Origin of the sequence: Actinacidiphila cocklensis, assembly GCF_907177275.1 — a bacterium.
Lineage (GTDB): Bacteria > Actinomycetota > Actinomycetes > Streptomycetales > Streptomycetaceae > Actinacidiphila > Actinacidiphila cocklensis.
The window spans coordinates 105,802-131,713 of sequence record NZ_CAJSLV010000059.1 but is presented as its reverse complement, the minus strand read 5'-3'; the positions used below and the strand labels follow the sequence as shown (position 1 = coordinate 131,713).

General features: G+C 71.6%; 25 protein-coding genes and 2 pseudogenes. 11 read left to right on the top strand and 16 right to left on the bottom strand.

Going from position 1 to position 25,912, the window contains the following annotated elements:
* Nucleotides 1–242: 242 nt before the first annotated feature.
* Both NFU81_RS19800 and NFU81_RS19795 read left to right on the top strand, forming a co-directional pair.
* Complete coding sequence (locus NFU81_RS19800) at nt 243–1,616, top strand: hypothetical protein (protein ID WP_422665232.1); 1,374 nt, start codon at nt 243–245, stop codon at nt 1,614–1,616.
* A 362-nt stretch (nt 1,617–1,978) separates the two neighbouring features.
* Nucleotides 1,979–3,832 carry an ABC transporter ATP-binding protein gene (locus NFU81_RS19795; RefSeq protein ID WP_422665239.1) on the top strand — a complete coding sequence of 618 codons (1,854 nt, stop codon included), beginning with the start codon at nt 1,979–1,981 and terminating at the stop codon, nt 3,830–3,832.
* A gap of 60 nt (nt 3,833–3,892) precedes the next feature.
* Here the strand turns inward: NFU81_RS19795 and NFU81_RS19790 are convergent, their stop codons facing one another.
* Nucleotides 3,893–4,393, bottom strand: coding sequence for a GNAT family N-acetyltransferase (locus NFU81_RS19790; RefSeq protein ID WP_251491724.1), 501 nt, complete (start codon nt 4,391–4,393; stop codon nt 3,893–3,895).
* A 179-nt stretch (nt 4,394–4,572) separates the two neighbouring features.
* The gene (locus NFU81_RS19785) at nt 4,573–5,565 is read right to left on the bottom strand and encodes an NAD-dependent epimerase/dehydratase family protein (protein ID WP_251491722.1); all 993 of its coding nucleotides are present in this window, start codon (nt 5,563–5,565) and stop codon (nt 4,573–4,575) included.
* A gap of 234 nt (nt 5,566–5,799) precedes the next feature.
* Between NFU81_RS19785 and NFU81_RS19780 the strand changes: the two genes are divergently transcribed.
* Nucleotides 5,800–7,623 (top strand): hypothetical protein, encoded by a 1,824-nt coding sequence (locus NFU81_RS19780; protein WP_251491720.1) that lies wholly within the window; start codon nt 5,800–5,802, stop codon nt 7,621–7,623.
* Between the two features lie 51 nt (nt 7,624–7,674).
* Here NFU81_RS19780 and NFU81_RS19775 read toward each other — a convergent pair whose 3' ends face one another.
* Both NFU81_RS19775 and NFU81_RS19770 read right to left on the bottom strand, forming a co-directional pair.
* Entirely contained in the window at nt 7,675–8,328 is a 654-nt protein-coding gene (locus NFU81_RS19775) for a hypothetical protein (RefSeq protein WP_251491718.1), read from the bottom strand.
* Between the two features lie 176 nt (nt 8,329–8,504).
* Nucleotides 8,505–9,197, bottom strand: a complete 693-nt coding sequence (locus NFU81_RS19770; RefSeq protein ID WP_251491716.1) for a DUF899 family protein — start codon at nt 9,195–9,197, stop codon at nt 8,505–8,507.
* A gap of 214 nt (nt 9,198–9,411) precedes the next feature.
* Between NFU81_RS19770 and NFU81_RS19765 the strand changes: the two genes are divergently transcribed.
* Complete coding sequence (locus NFU81_RS19765) at nt 9,412–10,134, top strand: hypothetical protein (protein WP_251491714.1); 723 nt, start codon at nt 9,412–9,414, stop codon at nt 10,132–10,134.
* 67 nt (nt 10,135–10,201) lie between these two features.
* Here NFU81_RS19765 and NFU81_RS19760 read toward each other — a convergent pair whose 3' ends face one another.
* Together NFU81_RS19760 and NFU81_RS19755 are read right to left on the bottom strand one after the other, a co-directional pair.
* On the bottom strand, nt 10,202–10,966 hold the full coding sequence (locus NFU81_RS19760; RefSeq protein WP_251491712.1) for a hypothetical protein: 765 nt from the start codon (nt 10,964–10,966) through the stop codon (nt 10,202–10,204).
* Between the two features lie 222 nt (nt 10,967–11,188).
* Nucleotides 11,189–13,342 carry a tetratricopeptide repeat protein gene (locus NFU81_RS19755; RefSeq protein ID WP_251492174.1) on the bottom strand — a complete coding sequence of 718 codons (2,154 nt, stop codon included), beginning with the start codon at nt 13,340–13,342 and terminating at the stop codon, nt 11,189–11,191.
* 482 nt (nt 13,343–13,824) lie between these two features.
* On the opposite strand from NFU81_RS19755, the gene NFU81_RS19750 reads away from it, so the two are divergent.
* Complete coding sequence (locus tag NFU81_RS19750; RefSeq protein WP_251491710.1) at nt 13,825–14,094, top strand: hypothetical protein; 270 nt, start codon at nt 13,825–13,827, stop codon at nt 14,092–14,094.
* The gene (locus NFU81_RS19745) at nt 14,087–14,698 is read left to right on the top strand and encodes a DUF6879 family protein (RefSeq protein WP_251491708.1); all 612 of its coding nucleotides are present in this window, start codon (nt 14,087–14,089) and stop codon (nt 14,696–14,698) included. The genes NFU81_RS19750 and NFU81_RS19745 overlap by 8 nt, the downstream gene beginning before the upstream one ends.
* 135 nt (nt 14,699–14,833) lie before the next feature.
* Here NFU81_RS19745 and NFU81_RS19740 read toward each other — a convergent pair whose 3' ends face one another.
* Nucleotides 14,834–15,616, bottom strand: a complete 783-nt coding sequence (locus NFU81_RS19740; protein ID WP_251491706.1) for a hypothetical protein — start codon at nt 15,614–15,616, stop codon at nt 14,834–14,836.
* A 94-nt stretch (nt 15,617–15,710) separates the two neighbouring features.
* Between NFU81_RS19740 and NFU81_RS19735 the strand changes: the two are divergent.
* Nucleotides 15,711–16,007, top strand: a pseudogene (locus NFU81_RS19735) (hypothetical protein); the annotation flags it as partial.
* 15 nt (nt 16,008–16,022) lie between these two features.
* Here the strand turns inward: NFU81_RS19735 and NFU81_RS19730 are convergent.
* Complete coding sequence (locus NFU81_RS19730) at nt 16,023–16,784, bottom strand: metallophosphoesterase family protein (protein ID WP_251492172.1); 762 nt, start codon at nt 16,782–16,784, stop codon at nt 16,023–16,025.
* A 168-nt stretch (nt 16,785–16,952) separates the two neighbouring features.
* On the opposite strand from NFU81_RS19730, the gene NFU81_RS19725 reads away from it, so the two are divergent.
* Nucleotides 16,953–17,693 carry a class I SAM-dependent methyltransferase gene (locus NFU81_RS19725; protein WP_251492170.1) on the top strand — a complete coding sequence of 247 codons (741 nt, stop codon included), beginning with the start codon at nt 16,953–16,955 and terminating at the stop codon, nt 17,691–17,693.
* Nucleotides 17,694–17,955: 262 nt separating this feature from the next.
* A complete protein-coding gene (locus tag NFU81_RS19720) occupies nt 17,956–18,309 on the top strand; it encodes a VOC family protein (protein ID WP_251491704.1) in 354 nt (117 codons plus the stop codon).
* Between the two features lie 104 nt (nt 18,310–18,413).
* On the opposite strand, the gene NFU81_RS19715 is transcribed toward NFU81_RS19720, so the two are convergent.
* From NFU81_RS19715 to NFU81_RS19695, 5 genes are all read right to left on the bottom strand, one after another.
* Nucleotides 18,414–18,671, bottom strand: a complete 258-nt coding sequence (locus NFU81_RS19715) for a hypothetical protein (RefSeq protein WP_251491702.1) — start codon at nt 18,669–18,671, stop codon at nt 18,414–18,416.
* Nucleotides 18,672–18,955: 284 nt separating this feature from the next.
* On the bottom strand, nt 18,956–19,660 hold the full coding sequence (locus tag NFU81_RS19710; RefSeq protein WP_251491700.1) for a nucleotidyltransferase domain-containing protein: 705 nt from the start codon (nt 19,658–19,660) through the stop codon (nt 18,956–18,958).
* 422 nt (nt 19,661–20,082) lie between these two features.
* Nucleotides 20,083–20,298, bottom strand: a complete 216-nt coding sequence (locus NFU81_RS19705; RefSeq protein ID WP_251491698.1) for a hypothetical protein — start codon at nt 20,296–20,298, stop codon at nt 20,083–20,085.
* A gap of 316 nt (nt 20,299–20,614) precedes the next feature.
* Nucleotides 20,615–21,202, bottom strand: coding sequence for a hypothetical protein (locus tag NFU81_RS19700; protein ID WP_251491696.1), 588 nt, complete (start codon nt 21,200–21,202; stop codon nt 20,615–20,617).
* A gap of 191 nt (nt 21,203–21,393) precedes the next feature.
* Nucleotides 21,394–22,233 carry an SDR family oxidoreductase gene (locus tag NFU81_RS19695; protein ID WP_251491694.1) on the bottom strand — a complete coding sequence of 280 codons (840 nt, stop codon included), beginning with the start codon at nt 22,231–22,233 and terminating at the stop codon, nt 21,394–21,396.
* Nucleotides 22,234–22,335: 102 nt separating this feature from the next.
* Here NFU81_RS19695 and NFU81_RS19690 point away from each other — a divergent pair, with 102 nt between their 5' ends.
* Entirely contained in the window at nt 22,336–22,704 is a 369-nt protein-coding gene (locus tag NFU81_RS19690) for a winged helix-turn-helix transcriptional regulator (RefSeq protein WP_251491692.1), read from the top strand.
* A gap of 211 nt (nt 22,705–22,915) precedes the next feature.
* Here NFU81_RS19690 and NFU81_RS19685 read toward each other — a convergent pair whose 3' ends face one another.
* Together NFU81_RS19685 and NFU81_RS19680 are read right to left on the bottom strand one after the other, a co-directional pair.
* Nucleotides 22,916–23,479 (bottom strand): hypothetical protein, encoded by a 564-nt coding sequence (locus NFU81_RS19685; RefSeq protein WP_251491691.1) that lies wholly within the window; start codon nt 23,477–23,479, stop codon nt 22,916–22,918.
* A gap of 39 nt (nt 23,480–23,518) precedes the next feature.
* A complete protein-coding gene (locus NFU81_RS19680; protein WP_251491689.1) occupies nt 23,519–23,728 on the bottom strand; it encodes a hypothetical protein in 210 nt (69 codons plus the stop codon).
* Nucleotides 23,729–24,127: 399 nt separating this feature from the next.
* Between NFU81_RS19680 and NFU81_RS19675 the strand changes: the two genes are divergently transcribed.
* A complete protein-coding gene (locus NFU81_RS19675) occupies nt 24,128–25,141 on the top strand; it encodes an acetamidase/formamidase family protein (protein ID WP_251491688.1) in 1,014 nt (337 codons plus the stop codon).
* A gap of 375 nt (nt 25,142–25,516) precedes the next feature.
* Here NFU81_RS19675 and NFU81_RS19670 read toward each other — a convergent pair.
* Nucleotides 25,517–25,732, bottom strand: a pseudogene (locus tag NFU81_RS19670) (mobilization protein); the annotation flags it as partial.
* Between the last annotated feature and the right edge of the window lie 180 nt (nt 25,733–25,912).

The window sequence follows — 25,912 nt, the reverse complement described above, 5'->3', positions numbered from 1 at the left end:
CAGGGCGGCGCCGCGAAAAGCTCACGCATTTCGGGCCGTGAGCGCCCGCCGGCCCGCGGGCGGCAGCCGGTGGGCGGGTACCCGCCGTTCGGGTGAGCGAGCGGCGGGGGCGGCGGCGGGGCGCTGGCGATGACGCGTCAGCCGCGGTACCTGCCAGCGGCTTACTGTCCAATTCGTCCGGTAATGTTCTGATATCGGGCGATGCGAGCGCGAGCGGGACAGCAGCGAGGAGAGATGCCATCATGCGCAACGGTCCTGGACGGCTACTCCGACGGTGCGCCCTGCTGCTGGCCGTCGCGATGGCGGTCACCGGCGTCCTGGCGGCCATGGGCGCCGTGCTCGCGTCCCCCGCGCGGTCGGCGACCGCCATCGACACCGTCGCCGACCAGCTCAAGAAGGGGCCGGTCTACGTCGATCCGCGCGTGTCGGACCAGCTGACGCCGAGCCAGGCGAAGTCGCTGGCGGACCGGATCAAGTCGGCGAACAAGCCGGTCTTCGTGGCGGTGCTGCCGGCCGTGCCGCAGTTCCCCGCGGACACCGTCCTGCAGGACCTGCGCTCGGCGGTCGGCATCACCGGCCTCTACGCCATCCACCTCGGCGCCCGCTTCAACGCGGGCGCCGACCCGCAGGTCATGTCGCCGGCCGCGGTCGACAACCTGGTCGGCCAGGTCCAGCGGTCGGGCGGCAGCACCGCCACCGAGCTGAACAGCTTCGTGGACGGCGCCCTGCCCCAGGCCGGCGGCCAGGCACCCGACTCCTGGAAGAGCCGCAGCGGGGGCGTCGGCGCGACCGGCTTCATCGTGACGGGCGCGATCGTGGTCGCCCTGATCGCCGGCGGGTTCCTGGTGTTCCACCGGCGGCGCAAGGCGCGCGAGGCCCAGCAGCGCGAGCAGCTGCGGCAGCTGCGAACGGTCGTCGACGAGGACATCACGGCCTTCGGTGAGGAAGTGGACCGGCTGGACTTCCGGCCCGCCGACCCCGCGGCGGACGACGCCATGCGCGGCGACTACACGCAGGCCCTCGACGCGTACGAGCGCGCCAAGTCGCTGATGGGGTCGGCCCGCACCCCGGAGGACGTGCAGCCCGTCACCCGCGCCCTGGAGGAGGGCCGGTTCGCCCTGGCGACGCTGGACGCCCGCCGCGGCGGCAAGCCGCTCCCCGAACGCCGCCCGCCGTGCTTCTTCGACCCCCGGCACGGCCCCTCGGTGCGCGACGTGTCCTGGGCGCCGCCCGGCGGAAGCCCGCGCGACGTGCCCGCCTGCGCCGCGGACGCCACCCGGGTCGACGACGGCGAGGACCCGCTGACCCGCACCGTCGACACCGCCCGAGGCCCGCAGCCGTACTGGAACGCCGGCGGGGCGTACGCCCCCTACGCGGGCGGCTACTTCGGCGGCGGCCTGCTGCCCGGCCTGCTCGTCGGCACCCTGCTGGGCGGCTCGCTCTTCGGCCCCGGCTACGGCTACGGCGACGTCTACCCGGGCGACGGCAGCGGGGGCGCGGCCCCGGAGGGCGGCGACTACTCGGGCTCCGACTTCGACCCGGGAGACTTCGGCGGCGGCGGAGGCGACGGGGGCGGCGGTGGCTTCGGCGACTCGGGCGGCGGCGGCTTCGGATGACCGGCTCGCGCCGGAGTGCACCCGCAGGTGCGTGAGTGCGCCTCGCCGGGCCGGACAGGTGTGATCAGCTGTCGTACCGGCCGTCGGAGCGGCCGTCGGACAGACCCGACGAGGCCGAGGGACAGCCGCTCCAGCTGACGACCGGCGGGCGAACGGCGGAAGGCGGACACGTCATGGCGGACACCGACAAGGCGCACTTAGGCCCCCAGCGGCAGCAGGGCAAGGAGGGCGAGCCCGGCGGCAAGGAAGGCGACCCCGGCCCGGAACGAGAGCCCGGCCCGGAACGAGCCCCCGGCGGCACGGAGGGCGAGCCCGGCCCGAAAGGCGACCCCGGCGAGGCCCGGACCCCGGTGCCGGAGGAGATGCGGCTGGAGTTCCCCGGGGACCGCCGGCTGGAGGCCGGCCACGCGATCACGTTGCGGGCGATGGCCCGCCGGCTGCCCCAACTGGTGGGCCGCGCACTGGGCATGGCCTGGCACGTCGACCGCAACGCGGTGGTCGCGCTGCTGGTCTGCCAGGTGCTGTCCGGCGTACTGGAAGCGCTCGGGCTGCTGGCCATGACCGGCACGATCACCGCGGTCATCGCGTCCGGCCACATCGTCGAGCGCCTCCACCAGGCCGCCCCCTCCCTGGTGCTGCTCGCCTCGGCGGCCGGCGTACGGGCGGTGCTCGGCATCGCGGTCGGCGGGCTCTCGACCCGCCTGTCCCCGCGGATCTCCCGCGAGGCGGAAATGCGCCTGCTGGACGCGGCGACCCACGCGGAGCTGGCCGCGTACGACCACCCGGGCTTCAACGACCGCTGGGACGCGGCCGACCGGGGTGTCGAGGTCTCGCAGGACATGCTCAACCAGTCGCAGAACATCCTGGCTTCGGCCGCCTCGCTCATCGCCGCGGCCGCGGTGCTGACCAGCGTCCACCCGGTGCTGCTGCCGCTGCTCGTGCTGGCCGCGCTGCCGCAGGCGGTGGCCGGGGTGAAGGGGGCACGCCTGACGTATCTGGCGTCGCTGGACACGATGAAGGACCGCCGCCTGCTGGGAATCCTGCGCTGGAACCTGGTCGACAAGCAGCACGCCGACCAGATCCGCTCCGGCACGATGGCCGACTTCCTGCTCGGCCGCTACCGAGCCGCCGGCGCCAGGGTCGACGCCGCCACTGACCGCGCCGCCTGGCAGGCGGCGAAGATGTCCCTGCTGGGCAGCCTCGCCGGGGGACTTGCCGCCGGTACGGTCTGGGCGGCGCTGCTCTTCCTCATCGGCACCGGCCGGATATCCGTCGCCTCGGCGGGCACCGCCACCTTCGCCCTGCGCTCGGTCGCCACGGGCCTGCACGGCATCATCGGCTACGGCGCGATCATCTTCCGTACGGGCATGTACCTCGACGACTGGTCGGACTTCCTCGACGAGGCCGGCGGCCACCGCATCACCCGCGGCGACGCCGTCCCCACGGGACCGGAGACCGTACGCGCCGAGCAGCTGTCGTACACCTACCCCAACGCCGACCAACCCGCCCTGACCGACATTACGTTGGAGGTGCGGCGCGGTGAAGTCCTCGCCCTGGTCGGCGAGAACGGCTCGGGCAAGACGACGCTGAGCAAGATCCTTTCCGCCCTCTACCTCCCCACCGGCGGCACCGTCACCTGGGACGGCGCCGACATCGGCACGCTGGACGCGCACGCGGCCTGGGCGCGCGTCGCAGTCGTCCCGCAGGACTACGCGAAGTGGCCGCTGACCGCCCGCGACAACATCACCCTCGGCCAGCCGCTGCCGGGCGCCGACGTCCCGGTCGAGGCGGCGGCGCTCGCCTCCGGCGCCGACGAGGTGGTCACCGCCCTGCGCTCGGGCCTGGACACGCTGCTGGCCCGCGAATGGTGGGGCGGCCAGGAACTGTCCGGCGGCCAGTGGCAGCGCATCGCCCTGGCCCGCGCCTTCCACCGCGACGCCGGCCTGCTCGTCCTGGACGAACCCACCGCGGCCCTCGACCCGAGAGCCGAACACCGCATCTTCACCGGCCTGCGCCGCGTCGCCGCCGACCACGCCGTCGTCCTGGTCACCCACCGCCTGACCAACGTCGCCGTCGCCGACAAGATCGCCGTCCTCGACCGCGGGCGCATCGTCCAGTACGGCACCTTCACCCAACTCCGCGACGCCCCGGGCCTCTTCCACGACCTGTGGGTCCTGCAGAACGACCGCGAGCCGACCCTCCCGGCCCAGGGATGAGAGCTCACGGCCGGGTGAACGCCGCCTGCCCCCGAACCCGTTGGCCGCCCCCCCAGCGGGTCAGGCCAGTTGCTTGTGCATGACGACGCAGCCGCGGCCGAGGCGCGTGTCGGCGCGGCGGTCGATCTCCTGCCAGCCCAGCGCGCCCCAGAAGGCGAGGGCGGCGGGGTTGTTCTCCAGGACGGCGAGGCGCAGGCCGGTCCGCCCCTCGCGGCGGAACCGCTCCTCGACGAGTTCCGCCAGCCGGCGGCCGACACCCTTGCCGTGCAGGCTGCCGTGCACCATCAGCAGCCCGATCCAGGGCAGTGCGTCCACGGGGTGGCGGTCGAGCAGGCACAGGAGCCCGACGAGCCGCCCCCGCTCGTCCCGGGCGAGCAGGACCTCGCTGCCCTCGCCCCCGGCCTCCTCCCGCAGATCGGCCTCGACGCGGTCGGCCCGGATGTCCTCGGGGTCGTACTCGCCGGCGGCCCGGCAGTACGCCGGGTTGCCCGCGTAGAGCCCGACGACCTCGCCGATCTCCTCGGCGGTGAACCGGGGCGGGGTGAGGGAGAGGGCGGGCATGCGGCAAGGGTAACCAGCCCGGGTCTCTTCGCCCTGTGCCTGCGCCGGGTGTCCGGGGTCGCCGCCATGACGAGGACGGCACCGCCGCGCCCGCTCGACGCCGAGGCGCTCTTCCCGGAACGGGCCGCGCACCGCGGCACGACGTGGCCCGCCGATCGCCCGGTACGGGACGGCCGCGCTCAGGCCTTCGCCACCGCGTCCAGCAGTTCGCGCTCGCGCTCGCGGCTGAGGCCGGCCAGGCGGGGCCGGTCGAGACCCTGCTCCCGCTCCCAGCGCAAGGTGTCCGCCAGCAGCTCCGCACGGGGCCGGTGCCGCAGGCCGGCAGCGAGCGCAGCGGAGCCGTCGCGGGCGCTGAAACCGGCCCAGTCCGGGTCGACCATCCACATCGACAGCGACTCGGGACCCATGAACTGCTCCGCCTTCTGCCCGAGCAGCCAGTCGGCGCCGGCCTCCACCACCGGCCCGGTGTGACCGCCGACCTCCCGCGACAGGGCGACCCACTCGCCGAACGGCACGATCGGGCCGACCGCGTTGTACGTCCCGGTCGTCCCCCGATCCGCGCAGTCGAGCAGCCACGCCGCGAGGTCCCGCGCGTCGACCGCCTGCGTCGTGACGCCGTCGGAGGCCGGCACCAGCATCGGCGCCAGCGGCTCGCGCGCCGCGCGCGCGACCCAGTACCCGGTGCGGCCGGTGCGGTCACCGGGACCGCCGATGAGCCCGGCCCGCGCGATGAGGAGCCGGTCGCCCACCGCGGCCGCCGAGGCCTCCTCGCTGGCCACCTTGGCCTCCCCGTACTCCGCGCTGTCGACCTCGTCCCGCCCGGTCGCTGCAAGCAGCTCCGCCGACTCGTCCGCACCCGGCTGCCCGTGCGAGGCGTACGCGCTGACCGAGGACACGTACGACCAGTGCCCCGCCCGCTCCCCGAGGGCCGCCAGCGCCCCGCGGACGAACGCCGGCTGCCACGACACCTCGACCACGGCGTCCCACTCCCGCCCCGCCAGGCTCTCGTACGCCGCCGGGTCGCGCCGGTCCCCGACGACCAGCTCCGCGCCCTCGGCCACGTCACCGCTCTCGCCGCGGGCCAGGCACGTCACCCGGTCCCCGCGCTCCACGGCCTGCCGCGACACCTCACGGCCCACCCACGCTGTCCCGCCCAGTACCAAGAGATCCATTTCTTCAGCCAAGCACGGAGAGCGTGCCGGCGAGCGGTGCCTTCGCCGAGGGCGTAGCCGCGGACGTGTCGTTGTCCACAGCCCTGTGGACAAAAGAGCGGCAGGCGAGGCGCACCCGCGCGGCAGCTGCGGAAGTGCCGTGGCGGTGTGGCCAAATCCGGACTCACGCGGACGATCGGGCCTCCGCCACGCTGTTGCCCCGCTCAACCCTCCCCCCGTCCTTGGAGCGTTCGCATGCGTCCCCGGCCGACTGCTCGCCGCCCCCGGCGGCCACGGTTCCTGCACACGGCGCTCGCCACCGCGGCGGCCCTACTGGCCGCGGTCCTGTCCACCCCGGCCCCGAGTTCCGCCACCGCCGCGAACGACGTCGTCAGCAGCCGGTGGCTCGGCCTCGGCTACAACCAGAACCCGCAGCCTCCGAACGGCACCACGTGGAACGCCGCGGACTGGAACCTGATGACCTCCCGCACCGACTACATCAAGCCGGGGATCGTCCGGGTCATGTTCAACCTCCCGTGGTACTGGACGGGCACGGACTCCGGTGGCGCCTACGACTTCACCACGGACGCGTACCTGAACGCCGAGAAGGTGGTCAAGCACTACGTCGACGAGGGCGTGCCCGTCGTCAGCGGGCTGTTCGGCATCGGCACCCTGACGTACACCGCGCCGAACACCGCCGCCGTCCAGGCCGCGCTCGTCAAGCACCTGCAGGACGACGGCGCCGCGCCCCGCTACTGGATCGGCATCAACGAGCCCAACGTGGACACCCCCGCCAACCGCTACGCGGACTGGGTGACCGCGACCGGCGACCTGGCCGCCGCGTTCGGCACGGCGGGCGTCGACACCGGCAGGACGACGCTGTCAGGACCGGACACCGCGGAGGCGGGCATCTCCTCCTACGCGGGCGACCTCGGGCACCAGACCGTGTCGTGCACCGGCCAGTGCCCGGCCGCCCTGGTGTGGAAGCTTGCCGGTCTCAACTCGTTCACCGCCCAGGTGTACTCCGACACCGCCACCGACACGGCCGTCACCTTCCAGGGGTCGGCCGACGGCACGGCCTGGCGGGACGTCGCGGTGCCCGCGCCGACCCCGGTCGCCATGGTCACCGGCAAGAACGAGGGCGGCAAGTGGCTCTCCACCTACACCGCTTCCAGCTCGGCCGGCGCGAAGTACCTGCGCCTGTCCGTGGCCGCGTCGCCGTACGAGCACACGGTCGGCTCGATGAGCGTCTCGAACGCCACGACGACCCTGCTCGACCCGCTCGACGACCTGACGCGGACGCAGACGGCCCTGGACACCGGGACCTGGAAGAGCACCGACTGGTGGCTGAACGCCGCGAGCAGCGGCCTGGTCGGGGCGAGCGAGGCGCACTTCTACAGCCAGGAGCTGTGGGGCGCCGCGCCGGAGTACGTGGAGCCGGTGATGGGCCAGGCGGTGCCGCAACTGCGGGCCGCGGCGCCCGCCGCCCCCGTCCTGCTGGGTGAGACCGGTATGAAGGCGTCGCAGGACGGCGACGGCAAGGACTACGGGTTCGCCCTGGACACCACGCAGCCGCTGCGGATGGCCGACCTGGCCGTGCAGGAGGCCCGCAGCGGCGTCGACGGCGCGGCCGCGTGGTGCCTCGACGGGTACGCCTCCACCACGTACTGCGGCATGTGGGGCCGCGGCAGCGACGACCCCGGGACGGTCGCGCCGCACTCGACCGCGCTGCGCCCGTGGTTCTACACGTGGAGCCTGCTGTGCCGCTACCTGCCCGCCGGCTCCGTCCTCCACGCGCCGGCCGAGCCGCCGGGAGTGCGGGTCCTGGCCGGCCGACTGCCCTCGGGCGGTTGGACGTTCGTCCTGGTCAACCGCACGTCCGCCCCGCAGAGCGTGCCGCTGACCGAGCCGACCGGGACGATCACCCTGAACAAGTACGCCTACACCGACGGCTCGACGCCGACGGTCGACGCCGACGGCTTCCCGGTACCGGTCGGCAAGCTGACCGCCGACTTCACCGGCGGCCACTCCCTGACCGCCGGCGCCGGCACGGTCGCGGTGTTCACCACCGCTCCCTGACCCTGCCGGGCGGGCCTGCACGCGGCGGGCCGTCGGGCGAAGTTCAGCTCATCAATGGCCGGTCACGCGCAGCCACCGCAGCGTTGCGACGAGCTCCTCGCCGAAGTCGTCGCACCGCGACAACAGTTGGCAGTGGGTGGCCGTTGCGAGCAGCCCTTCGGAATCGGGGATCGCGCGGAGGGCGCTGTGGCAGGCGGACTCGACAACGAGGTTGCGTGCGGCGAAATAGCCCCTGCCGCTCGTCCGGTCCGCCAGGTTCGCGAGGAATTCGCGATGTGCTTCCTCCGAGGGGTGGGAGTAGAACGAAGCGTCGACGAGAGCGTCGAGGTAGGTCGCCAGGCCGGACGAGAACCCGACTATTCGCTCGACTCCGTCCAGGTCCGGCTGCTCCAGTACCTGCCCGAAGGCCAGCAAGCCCCCGACGGCCTCCAGTTGGACGAGCTGGACCGTGTCCGGGTCGGCCTCGGACGTGAAAAGCGGGGCCGCGCACAGCTCGGCGAGTGCCTGGCCGTATGCGGTGTCCAGCTGTTCGCCGGCAGGTTCTGCTGCCAGCCGGAACAGCGACTCCAGCACGCTCGTGTCGACGCCCCATTCGGCATCCCATGCGAACGCGAGTGCCGGCGCCCGCCATCGCCGCAGGGCCAGACCGGCAGCTTGACGCTGGTGAACGGGCCTCAGTTCGGCCAACCGCTCGATCTGCAACACGTCTGTGTGCCGCCCCTTCCGATCGTCCTACCCCACCCGGTCCCCTCACCCCGGGACACTGTAGAAGCTGCGCGGCGGTTCGGTTGGTTCGGGCGGTCCGGGCGGTCTCGGGAGCCGTGGGGGCCTTCGCAATCTGCGGCGCGGCGGTGTCGGCCTGTGCGGGACCGCCCGGCGCCTCAGACGCCTTCGCCGTAAGCGGCCGCGATCTCCTTCGACGTCGCCCAGCGGCTGTAGGTCGGCGACTGGGGCCAGCCTTCGGGGGAGTCCTGCCACTCCTCCTGGCGGCCGTAGGGGAGGAGGTCGACCAGGCCGAACAGGTGGCTCAGCTGCTCGGTGCCGCGGCCGTCGGTGTGCCAGGTGCGGTAGACCTTGGCGCCGTCGCGCAGGAAGACGTTGACCGCGAAGCCGCCGTTCGGCGGGGCGCCGATGTCGGTGCCGAAGGGGCTGTTCGCCGTCGAGTACCAGGTCATGGCGTTGCCGACCTTGCGCTTGTAGGCAAGGGCCTCGTCGATCGGTCCCTGGGTGACGATCACGAAACGGGCGTCGAACTTCTCCAGGCCCGCGAGGCGGGTGAACTGTGAGGTGAAGCCGGTGCAGCCCGGGCACTGCCACTGCGCGCCCTCGTGCCACATGTGGCTGTAGACGATCAGCTGCGGGTGGTCGCCGAAGACCTCCGCGAGGGGGACGGGGCCGTCCTCGCCCTCCAGTACGTAGCCGGGCATCTCCACCATCGGCAGCCGTCGGCGCTCGGCCGCGATGGCGTCGAGCTCGCGGGTGGCGGCCTTCTCCCGTACGCGCAGGGCGGCCAGCTGTTCCTCCCAGGTGGAGGGGTCGACGACGGGCGGTAGGGCGTTGCTGGTGGTGGACATGGTGCCTCCGAGCGGTCGGGCGCGATTGCGGGTGCCTTTGCGGGTGCCTTCTGGAAGTGCCGACTCCCCGGCCGGTCAAAAGTCATCGGTCATCCGGCAGAGTGCCGTGCGCCCGCAGTGGGTGGGGTGAACACCTGATGCCGGTGGTGACGGTTCGCTACGTTGGTGCCGGGTTCTCGGGGGAGGCTCCGGGACGGGCGGGGAGGGGCCGGACATGCTCGTGGAGGTCGTGTCGCTGTGGATGTTCGGCCTTGTCTGCCTTCTTGCCGCGATCATGGGGGAGAGCGTCGAGGCGGGCAGCCTCAAGCTCCCGGCGCTGAAGAAGAAGGAAGTCCGCGCTGCGGTCGCGGTGGTCGGGGTCCTGGCTCTGCTGCTCGGCATGATGGCCTTCCTCCAGGGCGGTGAGGGTTCCGGGGACGACGCCGGTCCCGCTGGTCCGGGCGGACCGAGTACGACGCTCTCCTCCGCTCCGTTCACCACCCCGTCCACCACCCCGCCCTCCGACGAGCCCACTCCGCCGTCGCCCACAGGGTCCACCACTCAGTCGGCCGCACCTGAGCCCGTGTCCGTCGGCGTGCGCTGGCACGGCACGCTGACGTTGGACGGCGAGAACATGCAGACGGGGTGGGCGCTCGACGCGGTGCCGCCGTCCCGGGCGCTGACCGGCGACATCGGGCTCAGCTGCCAGCTGGTCTGCGAGGCCGACCAGATATGGGGCAACGCACTCGCCGGCTGGTCCAGCGCTTCGCCGCCCAGCCGCGAGCAGTGCCGGGACCGGCTCAACACCGAAGTCGGCACCCGGCAGTTGGAGGTCGAACCGGGTGCGATGGGCTGCGTGGGCACCGCCGACATGAGGATCGCGTACTTCAGGATGCGCACGATGCGCGGCTCGCACATGACCCTGGAAGTGGTGGTCTGGGACCTTCCCCCGGAATGAGGGCGACCGTCGAACCCCGACCGACCTCTCACCGCGCACAGGTCACCAACGGCTGCGCGGGGGCGGGTCAGGAGGCCAAGGACGCCATCAGGTGGCGCATCGCCGTGGTCATGGCCGGGCGGAGGCGGGTGAGGTCGGGGTCTTTCGGCGGGTCGCCGGGGTCCGCGCCGGACTCGCTGGAGCTGGTCCACTGGGTGGAGCCGGTGATCTGGAGGGTGAGGACGGCGCCGCCGTGGAGCACTTCCAGGGTCTGGGCGGGGGCGTGGGCCGACAGGAGGTATCCCTCGTCGCCGACGCCCGTGACGGGATGGACGTCGGCCGCGGAGGTGAAGCCGCTGTCGACAACGGAGATCAGTGCGCTGCCGTCCGTGCTGCCGGGGAGGTCGGAGACCTGGGCGTGGCGGATGTTCTCGAACTCGGCGCGGGGGTCGGTCTTCTTGTGGAGTTCGATGCTGAGGCTGATGCTGTAGGTGGTCGCCCATTCTTCGTCGGCCGACGACGCGGTGGTCAGGTCGCACGACACTTTGTCCAGTGCGGGACCCTTGCTCACTGTCGCACTTGACGCGGCGAACTGCCGCGTACCCACGGCGTCCTTGAGAGGGTTGAGAGCGTCGCCGCTGCACGGGTTGCCGAACAGGTGGTAGCCGTGCAGGTCCGGAGCCGTGCTGCCGGTCCCGTGCAGGACCGCCGCCCACACCGCGGAAGCCGCCACGACTCCGCCGACCGCCCACAGCCACGGCCGCGGTCTGCGGACCGCCACGGTCCCGGTGTCAGGATCGCCTGAGCTGCTCAGCAGATCGCTGGGCAGGCCGCCGCCTGCTTCATCCGACATCTCCGGCTCACTGATCACAGCTGTTCCCCCTCGCCCCAGGCCCTCACAGTAGGGTGCGCGCCGCACCGGAGAGAAGGGGACCCCGTCCAGTTCGACCCCACAGCGGCTCGCTTCAGGCGGCTCTGGTTGACGGCGATCGTGGAACTCCCGCGCTGCGGACGGCCTGCCGGCCTCAGCCACCGGTCACGCCGGGAGAGCTCTTCGTACTCCCCGAGGTTGCCGTCAGTGCTGAGGCCGCGGGGGCTCCCAGCGCCCCGAGCGGAGGGCGTCGAGGAGGTCGCGGCTCACGGCGGTGAAATGGTGCTCCTGGCCGAGGCTTCGGGCGCGGCGGGTCACGACGTCGGTCATCAGCGCCACGGCCTCCTCGGTGCGGCCGAGAGCGGCGCGGGTACGCGCCTGGAGCTGGCGGGCGGCCAGCGCGATGGGGTAGTCAGGCCCGAACCGCTGCAGGTAGGTCTCCGTGACCTCGCGGATCTCGGCGTCGGCGGTTTCGAAGCGGCCCAACTGGTACGACGCCCAGGCGTGGTTGTGGCGGGCTCCCAGGGAGACGGTGTGGCCGGCGCCCAGGTGCTCGGCGCACTGCTGCGGCAGCGAGAGCAGCTGCGTGCGCTCGTCCTCGGCGGCGAGTTCGGCGGCGCCGAGCGAGGCCAGGAGGCTGGAGCGGGAGCGCAGGGTCAGCGGATGCCACGGACCGAGCGCCGCTTTGCGGCCGGCGGCCGTCGCGTACAGGAGGGCGAGCGACTCCTCGTGGCGGCCCGTGTTCTCCAGGACGAGCTGGAGTCCGTGGGCGGTGTCCAGGCTGTCCGGGTCGTCAGGGCCGGAGCGCAGTCGCTGCACGGCGAGGGTGCGCCGCAGCGTCTCCTCGGCCTCGGGGTAGCGGCCCAGCCGGAAGAGTGCCCGCCCCGTGCGCGAGCGCGCGGCCAGTACGGCCCGGTGTTCGTCGCCGAGGATCCGCGTCGCGAGGTCCGTTGCCCTGCCTGCGGTCTCCCAGGCCGACGGGTAGTCGCCGGTGCGGTGCATGGCGGAGGCCAGCCGGGTGGCGATCCCGACCACCTGCGCCACGGTGGCGGCGTCGGTCGTCCGCCGGAGCAGTGCGAGCACGTGCGGAGCGAGCAGCCGGAGCCGCGGGTCGTACGGCCCCGCGTCGGGGACGTCCGGCAGCGCGGCGTCGAGCAGCCGGCCGGCGGTGGTGTCGAGCAGCGCGGTCTGTGACGCGGGGGTGGCGGCCCTGACGCTGTCGAGAAGCACCCCGTGACTGCGGACGCAGCGCAGGCTCCCGTCGTCGCCGGCGTCGACCAGTTCGGTGAGCGAGTGGTCGAGCAGGCCCCGCAGCGCGGACTCGGCGCGGGCGCGGGGCAGTACGGCGCTGATGCCGTCGTCGTTCAGGAAGGAGAGCGGCAGCGGCTCGGGGGCCAGGCGGGCGATGAGGCGTAACAGGTCGACCGCTTCAGGCAGTCCGTGCTCCGCGAACGCGTCGAGTGTCAACTGCCATGTCCGGCCCACCAGATGGCGGGGGCCCGGGTCGCTCAAGACATCGGCTCCTCGGTCGATCAGATGTACATGGTGGTCTTCCTCCAGATGGCGTCCGTACTCGTCCATCGTCCAGGGGTCCAGGACCTGGTGGGAGAGGAATCCGCCGGCGAGGGTGAGCGCGAGCGGCAGCCGTCCCAGGCGGTCGGCGATCTCAGCGGCCTGGGCGAGCGTGCCGGTGTGCGGGGCGAGGTCGTGCAGGACGCGCGCGGCGTCCTCGCGCGGCAGGACGCCCATGTGCTGCAGTTCCGCGCCGGGCCACCACCGGGGTGCGGCACGGCGTGTGGTCACCAGGACCGTGCCGCGGGGGCTGGTGCGCAGCCAGCTGCCGTCGCCGAGGATCGCGGGGTCGTCCGCGTTGTCGAGCACCAGCAGCCAGGGCTCGGACGAGCTGTCGAGGTACTGCCACACGAGATCCGCGGCGGGGCGGTAGCCGTTGCGCGCGGCGAGCAACTCGCCGTCGCCCGCGCCCCGGTCGGCGGCCACCGCGAGCATTCCGGAGCGCAGGCTCGCGCGGTCGGCGGCGTTCACCCACAGCCCCACCCGGCCGCATTCGGTGGTGGCGGTCTGGAAGAAGGCGTGGGCGACCGCGGTCTTGCCGCAACCTCCCATGCCGTGCAGCACGTAGATCTCGCCGCCCCGCCCCGCGGCGACCGTCCTGTGGAGTCGTTCGAGGACGTCGGTCCGGTCGCGCAGGACCACGGGCGGGCGGCCGACAGCCGGCCGGCGTACGGAGTCGGGGCCGGCGGGAGCCGCCGGGGCGTCGCCGTAGTGGTGGTGCTCGCTGATGTGCTGGTCGCCCGAGGACTGGTAGACGCGGCCGTCGTCCTGGGCGCGGCCCTCCATGGCGCTGCCGCCGGTGCGGCCGGTGCCGCCGGCGTTCGTCGCGCCTCCGCCGTAGCCGCTGCCTCCGCCGTAACCGCTGCCGCTGCCGCTGATCGGGTCTCCGCCGGTACGGCCGCTGCCTGTGCCGCTCATCGCTCGGTGGTGTGCTGGTCGCGTCCGGCCTGCCACGCGTCGGTCGCCATCAGGGCGACCACCGTGGTGCCGGCGTTCTGGGTCGGCGACGCGAGTTCCGGATCCACAGCTCTCCCCTACCGCGTAATAATCCGATCATCATGACTGTAATTTTATATGCTGTTCGAGCCGCCTCGGCATGGTCATTATGGTAGCGAGGGCTCGGATTGCGACAGGCGGCCGCAGGGCATAGCATCCACTCCGGCATATGCCAGGAGGCTGGTTCCCGATAGGTTCCGTGTGCGATTGCGCGGGTTCGGGTAAAGTTCTGCCGCGGCACATCCGTAGCCACTGATGCAGGGGGGACGACTGTGGTAAGGCCATGGGAAGCTGATCAGACGACCACTTTTCGCAAGCGCCTCGGAAAGTCCCCGCAGGAACTCGGAAACACCACCGACAGCCCGGACTGCCCGGACATCTGGGAGCTGGAGAACGGCGACATCGCCGTCATCGGCAGGGACTTGACGGCGTCTCTCGGGCAGAAGCTGCCGGACGGCGTATCCGTCGGTTCCGACGAACGGCTCGTCGTCATCCCCAGGAACATGCTGATCGCGGCGAAGCCGGATATCCCCAGTGTTTGACTCTTTCTCCGACGGATTATTCGAACGCCTTGCGCGTCCCGCCTATCATGAGGACTTCTATCGCGTCCTCAAGAGCGGTGTCGAGCATCAGCGCAAACTCGAACGCGGCCAGCATTTCAAGGAGCGCGGCTTTCCGAGCTGGGAGGCCTTCGCCGCGGGCCGGTGGGAAGAGGCGCTCGAACTCGTCGAGGAAAAGCGTACGGCCTACGCTCAGCAGTTCGCAGAAGCGGAAGACCTCGGCGTCACGCAGCGACGGCTCAGGGTCGTGGAATTCCCGGTGACGCCCTACGTCCAGTGGGAGCTGCACGTTCTGCGCCTGCGGGTGGACGTCGGCGACCGGATCAGGATCCTCGACGCGCGGACGATCGCGGACATCGAGCGGAAGCAGCCCGTGCCGGAGGTCGTCATCCTCGGCGACGAGGTGATGTACGAAGTGCAGTACGACGACGACGGGAACGCGGACGGGGCCAAGCGGTACGGCGACCCCGCGCTGATCGCGGAGACCACAGCCGGCTTCGAGGCGCTCTACGCCCGGGGTGAGCCGTTCACCGACTTCTTCGAGCGCGAGATCGTCCCGCTTCCGCCACCGGCAGCCGGCGGCTGACGTCCACGGACCGCGTCCGGTGGCCGTCCGAGGTCAGGCGTCCCAGGCCGCGCCCAGGGCCGGCAGGCGTACGGGAGTTGGTGTCGGGGTCCGGGCTCCGCCCGCGGGATCGATGTGCCTCGGCTGCAACGGCGATCAGATGTGCGTGGTCGAATCCGTCTCGGGGAGGCAGGGCTGTTCCGGACGCCTGGCCTGGGAGCACAGCGTGCACCATTTCTCGTCCCGCCATGCTGCTCCGGGGAGGGCACGACGCGAAGCTTCGACGAGTGCCGGCAGGTCCTCGGCCCGGTGAGTGAAGCAGCGCACGACCCAGAAGTCCTCGCTGCCCCACCACTTGCAGGCTTCCAGGTGCACAGCCGCCTCGTCGTCGCCCCACCACCTGTCGGCCGGTCCGGTCGCCGCAGCATCGATTGCGGGCAGCCCTGTTCCGTCGATGGCCGGTTCCTGACCGGGAGGGGTCACGAGACCCAGGGCCACATGGGGCCGGCGCCGCACCCGTGCCAATTGGGCGTGCGATGCGAGACGTTGGTCGAGGCTGCTGTTGATGATCCTCGGCCGGCCGGCAAGCGTCATGACGGTGCGGCCGTCGAGAAGGACGTTCACCGGCCATGTCTGGTCACCGTCGATGATGCTCGCAACGATCCAGCCGTCGTCGCTCCGGATGACACTGGCGTCGCCGTCCAACCCGTGCTCCATGCCGTTGGTGCTGAGGAGCTGATAGCAGAGGCCCCCGTAGCGCTCCTCGAATCGGATCATGGCGTCAACGGCCCCAGCAGGCAGAGGCACCTCGCGTCCGTCCTGGGTTTCCGCGCGGGCCGATTCCCGTATCTGTTCGGCGGACATCGCCGGGTAACGACGCGCTCCTGCCAGGAGTGCCCGAACGCGGCTCGACACGGAGGGGTCATCGAGGATGTGCACGTCCACACGCTAACCGGGTGGGAGGCCGGCGGGCTGAGAGTTGAGCATCAAAGAAGAGGCCACTCAGGGGGAACGCCAGGAGCACGAGCAGGGGGTGTGTCCGGCAGAGCTGAGTTTCACGCCCTTGCGGCGGGGGGCCTGGCTTCCCGTGCTCATGCCGTCGGGCACGTTCGCCGTGGACCCGGAGCCCTGGGGGCCGCCGTGGCGGACGTGGTAGGAGATCGATCCGGACGAGGCGGCGGCACGCGGTACGTACGCGCCGATCCTCGCCGTGTGGAGCTCACGGTTGGGGCTGAACCACTGGTGGTCACGGAGCCCGCAGTGGGAGGCGGCAGCCGGCCAGGCCCTCGCCCACCTACCGGCGGCCTCGGAAGGCCGGCCGATCACCGTCCTCTGCGGACGTCGGTCACGTGGCCGCACCGCGTCCGTCTCGCGGGCCGAAGGCTGCGAGAGCATCGGCGTCTGTCGCCTGGCCTCGGAGGAAGTAGTCGGCCCACTGGTCGATTTCGGGGTAGGAGGATTCCCTGGTCACTTGGGTGATCGCGGCTTCGATATCGAAGTCCGTGGTCCGCAGTTCGACGCCGGGACCCAGGAGCGCCCAGTGGGCTCCAACTCGCCCGTAGGGCATGCCGACGCTGCCGGGGTTGATGACGAGCCGGCCGTGTGCGAGGCGGACGAACGGCATGTGGGTGTGGCCGAGGACCACCGTGCGGATGTCGCGGTCGAGTTCGCTGAAGACCTCTTGCCAGCGGTCGAGACGGGAGTCGACCAGGACGACTTCCTCGTCGTCCCGGGGGGTGGCGTGGCAGAACAGGACCCTCCCCAGGCCTTGCAGAAGCAGGGAGAGCGATTGCGGCAGGCGGGCGAGGAGTTCGAGGTGGTCCGTGCGCAGTTGTTCGGCAGCCCAGGGCGCGATCGGGTCGGGGATCGTGTCGCGCATGCCGCGGCGGTATTCGAGGAGCTCGCGGTCGGCGTTCCCACTGACCCAGGCGACACGGTCTCCGAGGGCGGCCAGCAGGTCCAGTACCTGCGCCGGTTGCGGGCCTGCTGTGATGTCGCCGGTGAGCACGATGCGGTCCGCAGCGCGCACCTCCGGTTCGTCGAGCACAGCCTCCAGGGCGGGCAGGACTCCGTGGATGTCAGAAAGGACGGCTACTCGCTTCAACATGGTCACCATGGTGGAACGACGCCCGCCCGGAGCGGGATCGTTCCGCTTGCCGCCCGGCCAGGGCTCGTCCGGCGGATCATGGGCCGAGCCAGGGCCGGACCGAGGCGAGGGCCGGTCAGTGCCCTATTCGTGTTGACCGCCCCCGGCAGGCAGTGCTGGAGTCGGCACGTGGACAGCATCCCCGCCAACCGGCGGCTCTGGAACCAGATCAGCAGCGCCTACCAGCACGAGCACGACCCGCAGATCGGCGCCACACCCCGGCTGTGGGGCATGTACTCCATCCCCGACGCCCACCTGCACGCCCTGGGCGACGTCACCGGCAAGCGCGTCCTCGAACTCGGCTGCGGCGCCGGCCAGTGGTCCAGGGCGCTCGCCGCCGAGGGCGCCATCGTGGTCGGGCTCGACCTGTCCGAGGCCCAACTCACCGCAGCGCGCCGCGCGATGGGAGCGGCCCGCTACCCGCTGGTGCAAGGCGCCGCCGAACAGCTCCCCTTCGCCGCCGACAGCTTCGACCTGGTGTTCTGCGACTTCGGTGGGCTCAGCTGGGCGCCCCCGCACCTGGCCGTCCCGCAGGCCGCACGCGTCTTGGGTCGAGGCGGGCGCCTGGTGTTCAACGTCGCCAGCCCATGGTTCGAAGCCTGCTACGACGAAGCCGCCGGCCGCGTGACCACGACGCTGCAGAAGGACTACTTCGGGCTGAACACCATCGCCGAGGACGACGGCGCGACCAGCTATCAACTCACCTACGGCGACTGGGTCAAGGTCCTGCGCGGCGCGGGTCTCGTCATCGACGACCTCATCGAGCCGCGGCCCGATCCCCGAACACCCAACGGCTACAACGAAACCGACCCACCCGACTGGGCGCACCGCTGGCCCGCGGAACTGCTCTGGGTAACCCACAAACCGTAAGGTTCCGCCGCGCCGAGACGCGAAGGCATCTCCTCGGCGAGCAGGCCTGGAAACCCCGGTTGCCGCGGGGCGATTGGAACGGCCCCCGAGGAGCTGCGGTTCGATGAGACGGAACCTGCCGTAGTGGCGGACTCCGCCAAGACGCGCAGCCGTGACGTTCGCCGCGCGGGAAACCAACGAGGTCCACCGCGATCGAGACGGGGCGGAGCGGGCGATGGTGCGGTGCCGGCCGACCCGATAGCCGTCCTGGCAGGATGTCGGCATGGAACGCGTGCTGGGAATCGGTGGTTACTTCATGCGGGCTGCGGACCCGGCGGCCCTGAGCGCGTGGTATCGCGATTGCCTGGGCCTGGACGCCGATGCGAACGGGCTGTGGCATCAGGAAGCCGGGCCGACGGTGTTGGCGACGTTCGAGTCCGGGACCGACTACTTCGGGTCCCGCGCACAGCAGAGCATGCTCAACTTCCGGGTCCGCGACCTCGACGCGATGCTCGCGCAACTGCGCGCCAAGGGAGCGGACGTGGCCGAAGAAGCGCAAGACATGGAGGGTGTCGGTCGGTTCGGCTGGGTCACCGATCCCGAGGGCAATCGGGTCGAGCTGTGGCAGCCTGCCTGACCACGTCGTCACTCGAGCAGTGGCGTGCCGGTGGGCCAGGTCGTACGTCCGCAACGCAACGCCGCCACAGGCCGAACCGGCACTCTGCTGGCGGCGCGGCGGTTTCAGCTCCCCGCTGCCGGTCTGAGCGTTGCCCACTCGGCTTGCCGAGCCGAGGCCGCCCCACGGCAGGCAGCCTGCCGCACCCGTGATCCGCTGGTGCGCGAGCCCGCCGGTGCCCCGTCCAGGTGCTTACCTGTGAAGCCCGGGCCGACGACGACCATGACGTACCGGGCCAGGGCGACCGGGTCGGTGCCCGCGGGCAGGCCGCCCTCGGCGGCCGCGTAGGCGGTCGGCTCGGCCAGCGCCACGCGGGCGTTCACCGACCCGGAAGGCGTCACCACAGGCTGGGACGCGATCCAGGCCAGGGCGCGCGCTGCTCGACAAGGCCCCGCCCGGCTCGCCCTTCACCGAGGACGGCCCGCCCTACGCCGGCCCCGACCGCGGGGCGCCCGCCTGGGCGTTCGGCCCCGGAGGCGATCCCCGGGCGCGGGGCGTCGACGTCATCACCGTCGGCGGCGGAAGGATCTCCGCCGTACTGACGCTGCTCACCGCCTGAGACCGAACGCCCCCTCGCACCACGCGCTGCGAGGGGGCGTTCGGCCGTTTACGGTGTGCCGCTGCGCCGGTACCCGACCCAGAGCCGGCCTCCGGCCTGGTCCAGGACCTCGTCGACGACAGCGACCAGGGGCGACGTCTGGCCTGCGAGGGCCTGTTGGACGCCGTTGTGCAGGCGCCCGCTCAGGCCTGGGGCTGTGGCGTCGAGGCGGCGGGCCAGCCACTTGCCGCCGCCGTTCCAGGCGGTGTTGAGGGCCAGGGCGAGTTCGGCGGTGCGGCGGGCGAGTTCGGTGCAGATGAAGAGGCGTTCGCCCGGGTCGGTGCTGCCTGTGAGGTCGTCGAGGAGGTCGGTGAGGGCGTAGCGGCGGTCGTCGATCTCCTCGGCAGGGGTTGGGGGAGGCCCCGCTGCGGCCAGCGACTTCGCGTGGGCGCTGATGCGTGCGCCGACGCCGTCCCGATCGACGAGCAGGACGCCGTTGGCGCACATCCACATGAGCGGTGAGCTGCGGTTGGGTACCTCGCGCTCGACGAAGGCGTGCCAGGACTCCTCAGTGTGCACCAGCAGTTCCGCCGGCCAGCCATGCGCGTGGACGTTCAGCCGGTAGGGCGCCGGGGTGCCGTGCAGCAGTATCACGACGTCCAAGTCGGAGGTCACCGTACGGCGGTCCGTGACGACGCTGCCGCCGAGGAAGGCGGCTCGTGCGTCGGGGTGGTGTTCTTCGACAACGGCGTGCGCGGCGTCGATCGGGTCCATGAGGGGATTCTCCACCCAGCGCGCGGGTACAACACGCCGCGGATTGTTCCGGGTGGGAGGCGGTCGAGGCATCGGCGTTAGCGCCCAGCCCAGGTCGCCCTGCGGCATCGGCCCGGGCGACCAGGGCGGTGAGCCCGGGCGACCAGGGCGGTGAGGACGGCGCTACCCGATGCCGTCGATCGCCCAGTTTCACAGCCGGGTGGACGCCCTTCCCTGCTCCCGTACCCCGGGGCAGGTGAATTCACTGCGAAACCGGCTGGAACTTCCGAGCGATCGCGTCGACCACCCGGCGGTGTTCACGCCACCGCCCGCCCCGCTTCGGCGTCCGATCCGGCGGCAACGGCTCTCAAGGAGCGTCACTCTCGGGGCGGCGCGCGTGAGCCTGTCTCAAGGAGCGTCGCTCTCGGGGCACCTGGGAGTTGTCAGCCGAGAGCAGGTCCACGTGCGACCAGCGGGCGGCTGCCGTCCTCGGGCAGGACCGCGATGTAGCGCCAGCCGCCGTCCTCGACTCGGGCCAGACCGATGGTCGTGGTGGTGTTGAGCGCGTTGACAGTGGGCTCGACGCCCTCGGTGAGCGAGTTGAGTTCTGCGTAGTGTTCGGCCAGGACTGAGGCGGGACCGTGGATCCATAGACGCACGTCCGCCCCTTTCCGCAGGGCGGCGAGAAGGTCGTCACGAGCCTGTCCCGGGTCGGCGTCCTGGAGACCGTCGTGAAGTCGCTCTTGAACGCAGGGCTTTGTCGGAGCCGCTTCTGCCCGCCGGCGGCAGTCCGGACATGCCTGCGGCGCGGCTGGTTCGAAGAGATGCCTGTAGCGGGTGACCTGGTGCTCCGGGATACCGCAGAGCGTCCCGCTCTCGGCCGCCGCATGATCGACGCCGGGAACGTCTGTCAGCCGGACTGCACCGAACCTGGCAGCCTCCCGCGAGGTCGCGAAGGACCATCCGCGGTCTGGGTCATGACTCATGCGGGCGAGCATGCCACAGCAATCCGTCCTGGTCAGCCGGGTACGGGGCGGCCGGGATTTCACCGCCGTCCACGTTCCACTCGTGGGGGAGGGCCGATTCGCAGAAGACGCAGGCGAAGTCCCCCTCGCGGACGATGTTGACCTCCTCACAGCCGGGGCAGCGGCGGAACACCACCTCGTGGGTGAAGCCCTCGGGGTGCGTGATGCCGGCTCGGTCGAGGGCTGCGGCGACGGTCGGCCATGAGCTGGGGTCCGGGCAGTAGCCGGTCGACTGGTTGCTGACGTCGGTGACCGACCACTGCCCGGCGGACTGGAGGAAGGTCATCTCCCCCGCGCTGAGAACCGGTGCTCCTCCTGCACACGACACGTGCTCGCTCCGGCGTGGTGCGAGACGCAGCAGGCCGTCGGTGCCGGCCACGAAGGTGAAGGGCTCGGCCCGTTCGTCCGGCCCTCGCGCGGAGAGCCAGCGGACGAGGTCGGCGGGAGTGCGTATCCTCCGGCCCTCGCCGCCGGGCCGAACGCGGGCCTTCAGCTCCGCCGGACCCACGTACCGGTAGCTCCGCCGCCTCGTGGTCATCTCGCCAAGCTACCCACCCAATGGGTTGGAGCTGCACGAATTACTTCCTGCGGCTGGGGGCCTGCGCAGGCGGTGGAGACCGCCCCCCTTGCCGACGCCGTCGGTGAGGGTTTGGGCTTTCCGGCTCTCCCCTGCGTCGGCCGGCAGCTGTGCGGGCTGGGCGTAGGCGGTTCCAGCGGCGTCGACCGGTCTCAGCGGAACGCGGCGACGTTGCGGGCGGCCCAGTGGGCGAAGGGGCGCGGCGGGCGGCCGAGGACCTGCTGGACGTCCGGGCTGATACGCAGCTCGGCCGGGCTGGGGGAACCGAGGATGTCCAGAGTGTCGTCGGCGAGCTCCGCCGGCATGCTCCGGGCCATGGCGGTCCTGGCCTCGTCGCGGGTGAGCTCGTGAAACCTCACCGGCGAGCCCAACGCGGCGGCGATGGCCTCCGCCTGCTGGCGCGGAGTGATCACCTCCGGGCCGGTCAGCTCGTAGACGCCGCCGGTGTGCCAGTCGTCCAGCAGGCAGGCTGCCGCGACCGCGGCGATGTCCGCGGGGTCGATGATCGGTACCCCGATGTCGCCGAAGGGCGCGGCGACGAGCTGTTGCGTGCGGACGGACTCGGCCCACCACAGGGCGTTGGAGGCGAAGCCGCCCGGCCGCAGGATGGCCCACTCCAGGCCGGACTCCCGCAGCGTGTCCTCCAGCGCGTGCATCGCAATCCGCGTGTCGCCGGAGGGCCTGGTCACCACGCCCTGCGTGGAGAGCAGGACGACTCGGCGAACCCCGCCGGCGGCGGCTTCGCCGATGAGGTCGGCAGGGTTGGCCCCCGTGGCGTGCAGATCGCCGGACAGCAGAAGGAACAGCGCTTTCGCCCCGGCCAGCGCGGGCTTGAGGCCGACCGGCTCGGCCAGGTCGGCCACCACGTGGTGGACGCCGTTCGGCACCGCGGTCGTGTGCCGTGACACAGCCGTCACCTCCTGGCCCGCCTCGGCCAGCGCCTGCGTCAACGGCCGGCCGATGTTGCCGGTGGCCCCGGTCACCACGATCATGATCAGCTCCTTGTCAGATGCCCTCTGTTGCCCTCTGTGGCATTCACGCTAGGAGTTCGGGCTTACTTTTGGTAAGGACATACCCTGAGGTAAGCTCATGACATGGCGGGAGGCGCGCAGACCAGGCAGGCCGAGGCGGGGAAGCGGTATGACGTGTTTCACACCGACTGCCCCGCGCGCGACGTGGTCGACCACGTGACCAGCAGGTGGGGCGTCTGGGTGCTGATCTCCCTGCGGAGCAACAGCCTCCGGTTCTACGAGCTGCGCGACAGCATCCAGGGCATCAGCGAGAAGATGCTCGCCCAGACTCTGCGCGCGCTGGTTCAGGACGGCCTGGTCTGGCGGGAGGTCGAGCCGACGGCGCCGCCCCAGGTCACCTACGGGCTGACCGAGTTCGGCCGGGACGTCGGTGAGCCGCTGACGGAGTTGTTCGACCGGATCACACGGCGGCTGCCGTCGGCGGCGCAGTAGCGCCTGGTGCACATCAGTCGGGCCAGGCCCTGCTGCCCCTGGAGCCACAGCCGCGGACCCTGCCCGCGGTCCCTCCGCCGCCCGCACGAGGCCCGTACGTCATCCTGATCCATCGTGACGGGACTGACCTGTCACATCCCGTACGTGGGTCCCCCGTTCCCGTCCGGGCGCGGGATCGTCATCCGGTCACAGCCGCGGCTTGACAACAGCATTAGGAGGTGATGTACCAGTCGTTCTTGAGGTACTCCAGGGTGGAGTCGCCGAGTTCCTCTTCGCTGAAGGTCATGGAGGCCTTGACCGCTCCGACCGGTATCTCGACCTTGCCGGGCGAGCGCATGACGACGCGCTGCGGGTCGACCGTCGCGGTTTGCAGGGCCTTCTTCTGCGCGGGCGAGATCATCTTGAATGACACGAGGAACGTCGAGGTGCACGGGCCGAGGCCCTCGTCCTCTGCCTGCTTCGCGGCGGGTCCCGCCACGTCGCAGACCGTGTCGATGTCCTCGTGGCCGACCGCGTGGAGGAAGACCTCGTACCGCTTGATCGCGGCCGCCTTCGTCTTGGGCGCGGACTTGTCGCCGGTTGGCGAGGGCGACGGCTTCTCGGTCCGAGCCGACGTGGGCGGCGTGACCGACGGCTCTTGAGCCTTCGTCGTGGACGCCGAAGGCTGCGAAGGCTTCGCGCCCGCGTCGTCCTTGGACTTCTCCGGACCGCACGCGCCCACTGCCAGTGCCACGCAAGCCGTCAGCGCCACGCCCGCCATCGTCCGTGCTCTCATCGGGTCCCCCTCGTCACCGGCCGACAACACGTAGACAGGTCACGCAGGATCGGAGGGAACGGTTCCCGTGTCGGTCGACAAGGGCGGCAGGCCCTCGGGCGCCACCGGATCGCCTCGCCGGCGGGACAGCTCCGCCCAGCGCCGTCGCCGCCGGCCGGCACCGGGGTGCCGGGCGCGGCCCAGTACGCCGCCGACCACCTCGTACATCGCGGCGTGCACCGAGGCCGCGTCCGGCAACGCCGGCGGCATGAAACCGGTGAGGCCTGCGGTCAGCTCCCGGAGCCGGTCGTTCCTACCGACCTTGCGCAGGTGCGCCGAGGTCGAGCCGCGGTTGGTCGCGGCGCGGGTTCTCGGCGCGTCCGAGCCAGGCCCACGTGGGGAAAGGTACGAGCCACGTACACCGAAGGCGGGCGGCGGTGCTGACCGGTTCGCTGCCGTTGCAGCCTCGCGATCGACCTGCTGGTTGCCCGCGAACTCCCCATCCAGGCGCTGTGGGGCTTTCGCGTCAGATCCAGAGCAGGCGCGCGAAGCCGACAATCCGTGCCCTGCCGTCCGCCCACGAATGCAGAATGGCCTTCACTCCGGCGAGGAGCACCGGTACGCCCCTTCGGGCATCCACAGGCACAGCCAGAATGGAGCAGTGCAGCGATGAGCGACCCCCGGATCCTGACCGTCCGGCCCCAACCGGGTGAGTACGCATGGACGTTCGGCGGTGCACCGCCCGTGGCGCGCATCGCGCCCGGCACGGTTCTCGACCTGTACACGGAGGACTGTTTCGCCGGGCGGGTACGGTCCGAGACGGACCTGGTGTCCGAGGTCTGCGAGTTCCCGTTCCTCAACCCGCAGACCGGCCCCTTCCACGTCGTGGGGGCCGAGCCGGGCGATACGGTCGCCGTGCACTTCGTGTCGATCGAGCCGGCGCGGGACTGGGCGGCGTCCACCACGGTCCCGCTTTTCGGGGCGCTCACCTCGACCCACACCACGGCGAGCCTGCAACCTCCGCTGCCGGAGACCGTCTGGATCTGGCAGTTGGACCGGGCGCGGCGCACGGCGCTGTTCCGCGCGCACGACAGTGACTTCGAGGCTGAGCTGCCCATGGACCCGATGCACGGCACGGTGGGTGTGGCCCCGGCCAATCTGGAGGTGCGCTCGGCGCTGGTGCCCGACGCGCACGGCGGCAACATGGACACGCCCGAGATGCGGGCAGGCGTCACCTGCTACCTCGGGGTGAATGTCGAGGGTGCGCTGCTCAGCCTCGGCGACGGGCATGCCCGGCAGGGTGAGGGGGAGACCTGCGGGGTGGCGGTCGAGTGCGCGATGAACACCGTGGTGATCGTCGAGTTGCTCAAGGGGCTCGCCACCCCGTGGCCGCGTATCGAGTCGGACACGCACCTCATCTCGACCGGATCGGCGCGTCCGCTGGAGGACGCGTTCCGGATCTCCCAGCTCGACCTGGTGCGGTGGCTGGTGCGTGACTACGGGTTCAGCGAGTTGGACGCGTACCAGTTCGCCACCCAGGCCGTCGAGTCACCGCTGGCCAATGTCTGCGACACCAACTACACGTGTGTGGCCAAGATCCGCAAGGAGTGGCTGCCGGCGCGTGAGACCCACCGCGGACTGCACGCGCAGCTGCGGGAGAGCGCGGCAGCACTCCGGCCCTGAGCGCGCGGCACGAGGATCCGCGCCGATCACACCGACGATCCGATGGTGCGACGGGACCGGCCCGACGGCGCCGCAACTTAGGTGATTCCGGCGCCGCTGAGGGATGGCGTGAATCAGCGTCGCGCCGGTGACGCCCCACCCGGGACGGGGTTGGTCGAAGACGATGTGCCGCACTATCCGGGTTGATGAGGATGGCCGAAACGGCCAGGGCTGCTGCTGGCCCCAGTCCGTTGTGACGTCAACTGAGTGGAGGATCACCTCCTTCGGGTGGGGGTTGTGGGCGGCAGCAAAGGAACCGATGGCGTGGCGTGGGGTGTCGGGACGGCCGCATCTGGTGTCGCGAATAGGTGGGAGCTGCGGGGAGGTTGGCCTCGTGGCGGAGGCGCCCAGGCCGCGGCGGTCGGCCTTGCGGCGTTCTGCGCTGGTGGCGTGTTTCGCTGCGGTGCCGTCGCCCGGGTGGAGTTCGTGCAGGCCGTAGTCCCTTTCGACGGCACGGGCCTCGGCCTGGACGGCTCGCTTGTCGAAGTTGCGGCGGGCGGTGCGGCCGTCCTCGCGGACGAGGGTGGCGGCGATGTGGATGTGGTCGGGGGCGGCCCCTGACGGCTACGTCAACACGATGGTCAGCCCGTACTCATCTCCAGCGGCGCGTAGTTCGGCGACGCCCGCTCGGTTGCGGTAACGGTCGAGCGGCGTCGCCCCCGACGGTCGGCCTCTTCCCCGAGTGCGGGCCTCGGCCCGGACCACGAGTGAGGCACTCCCCGGGGGGCGAGC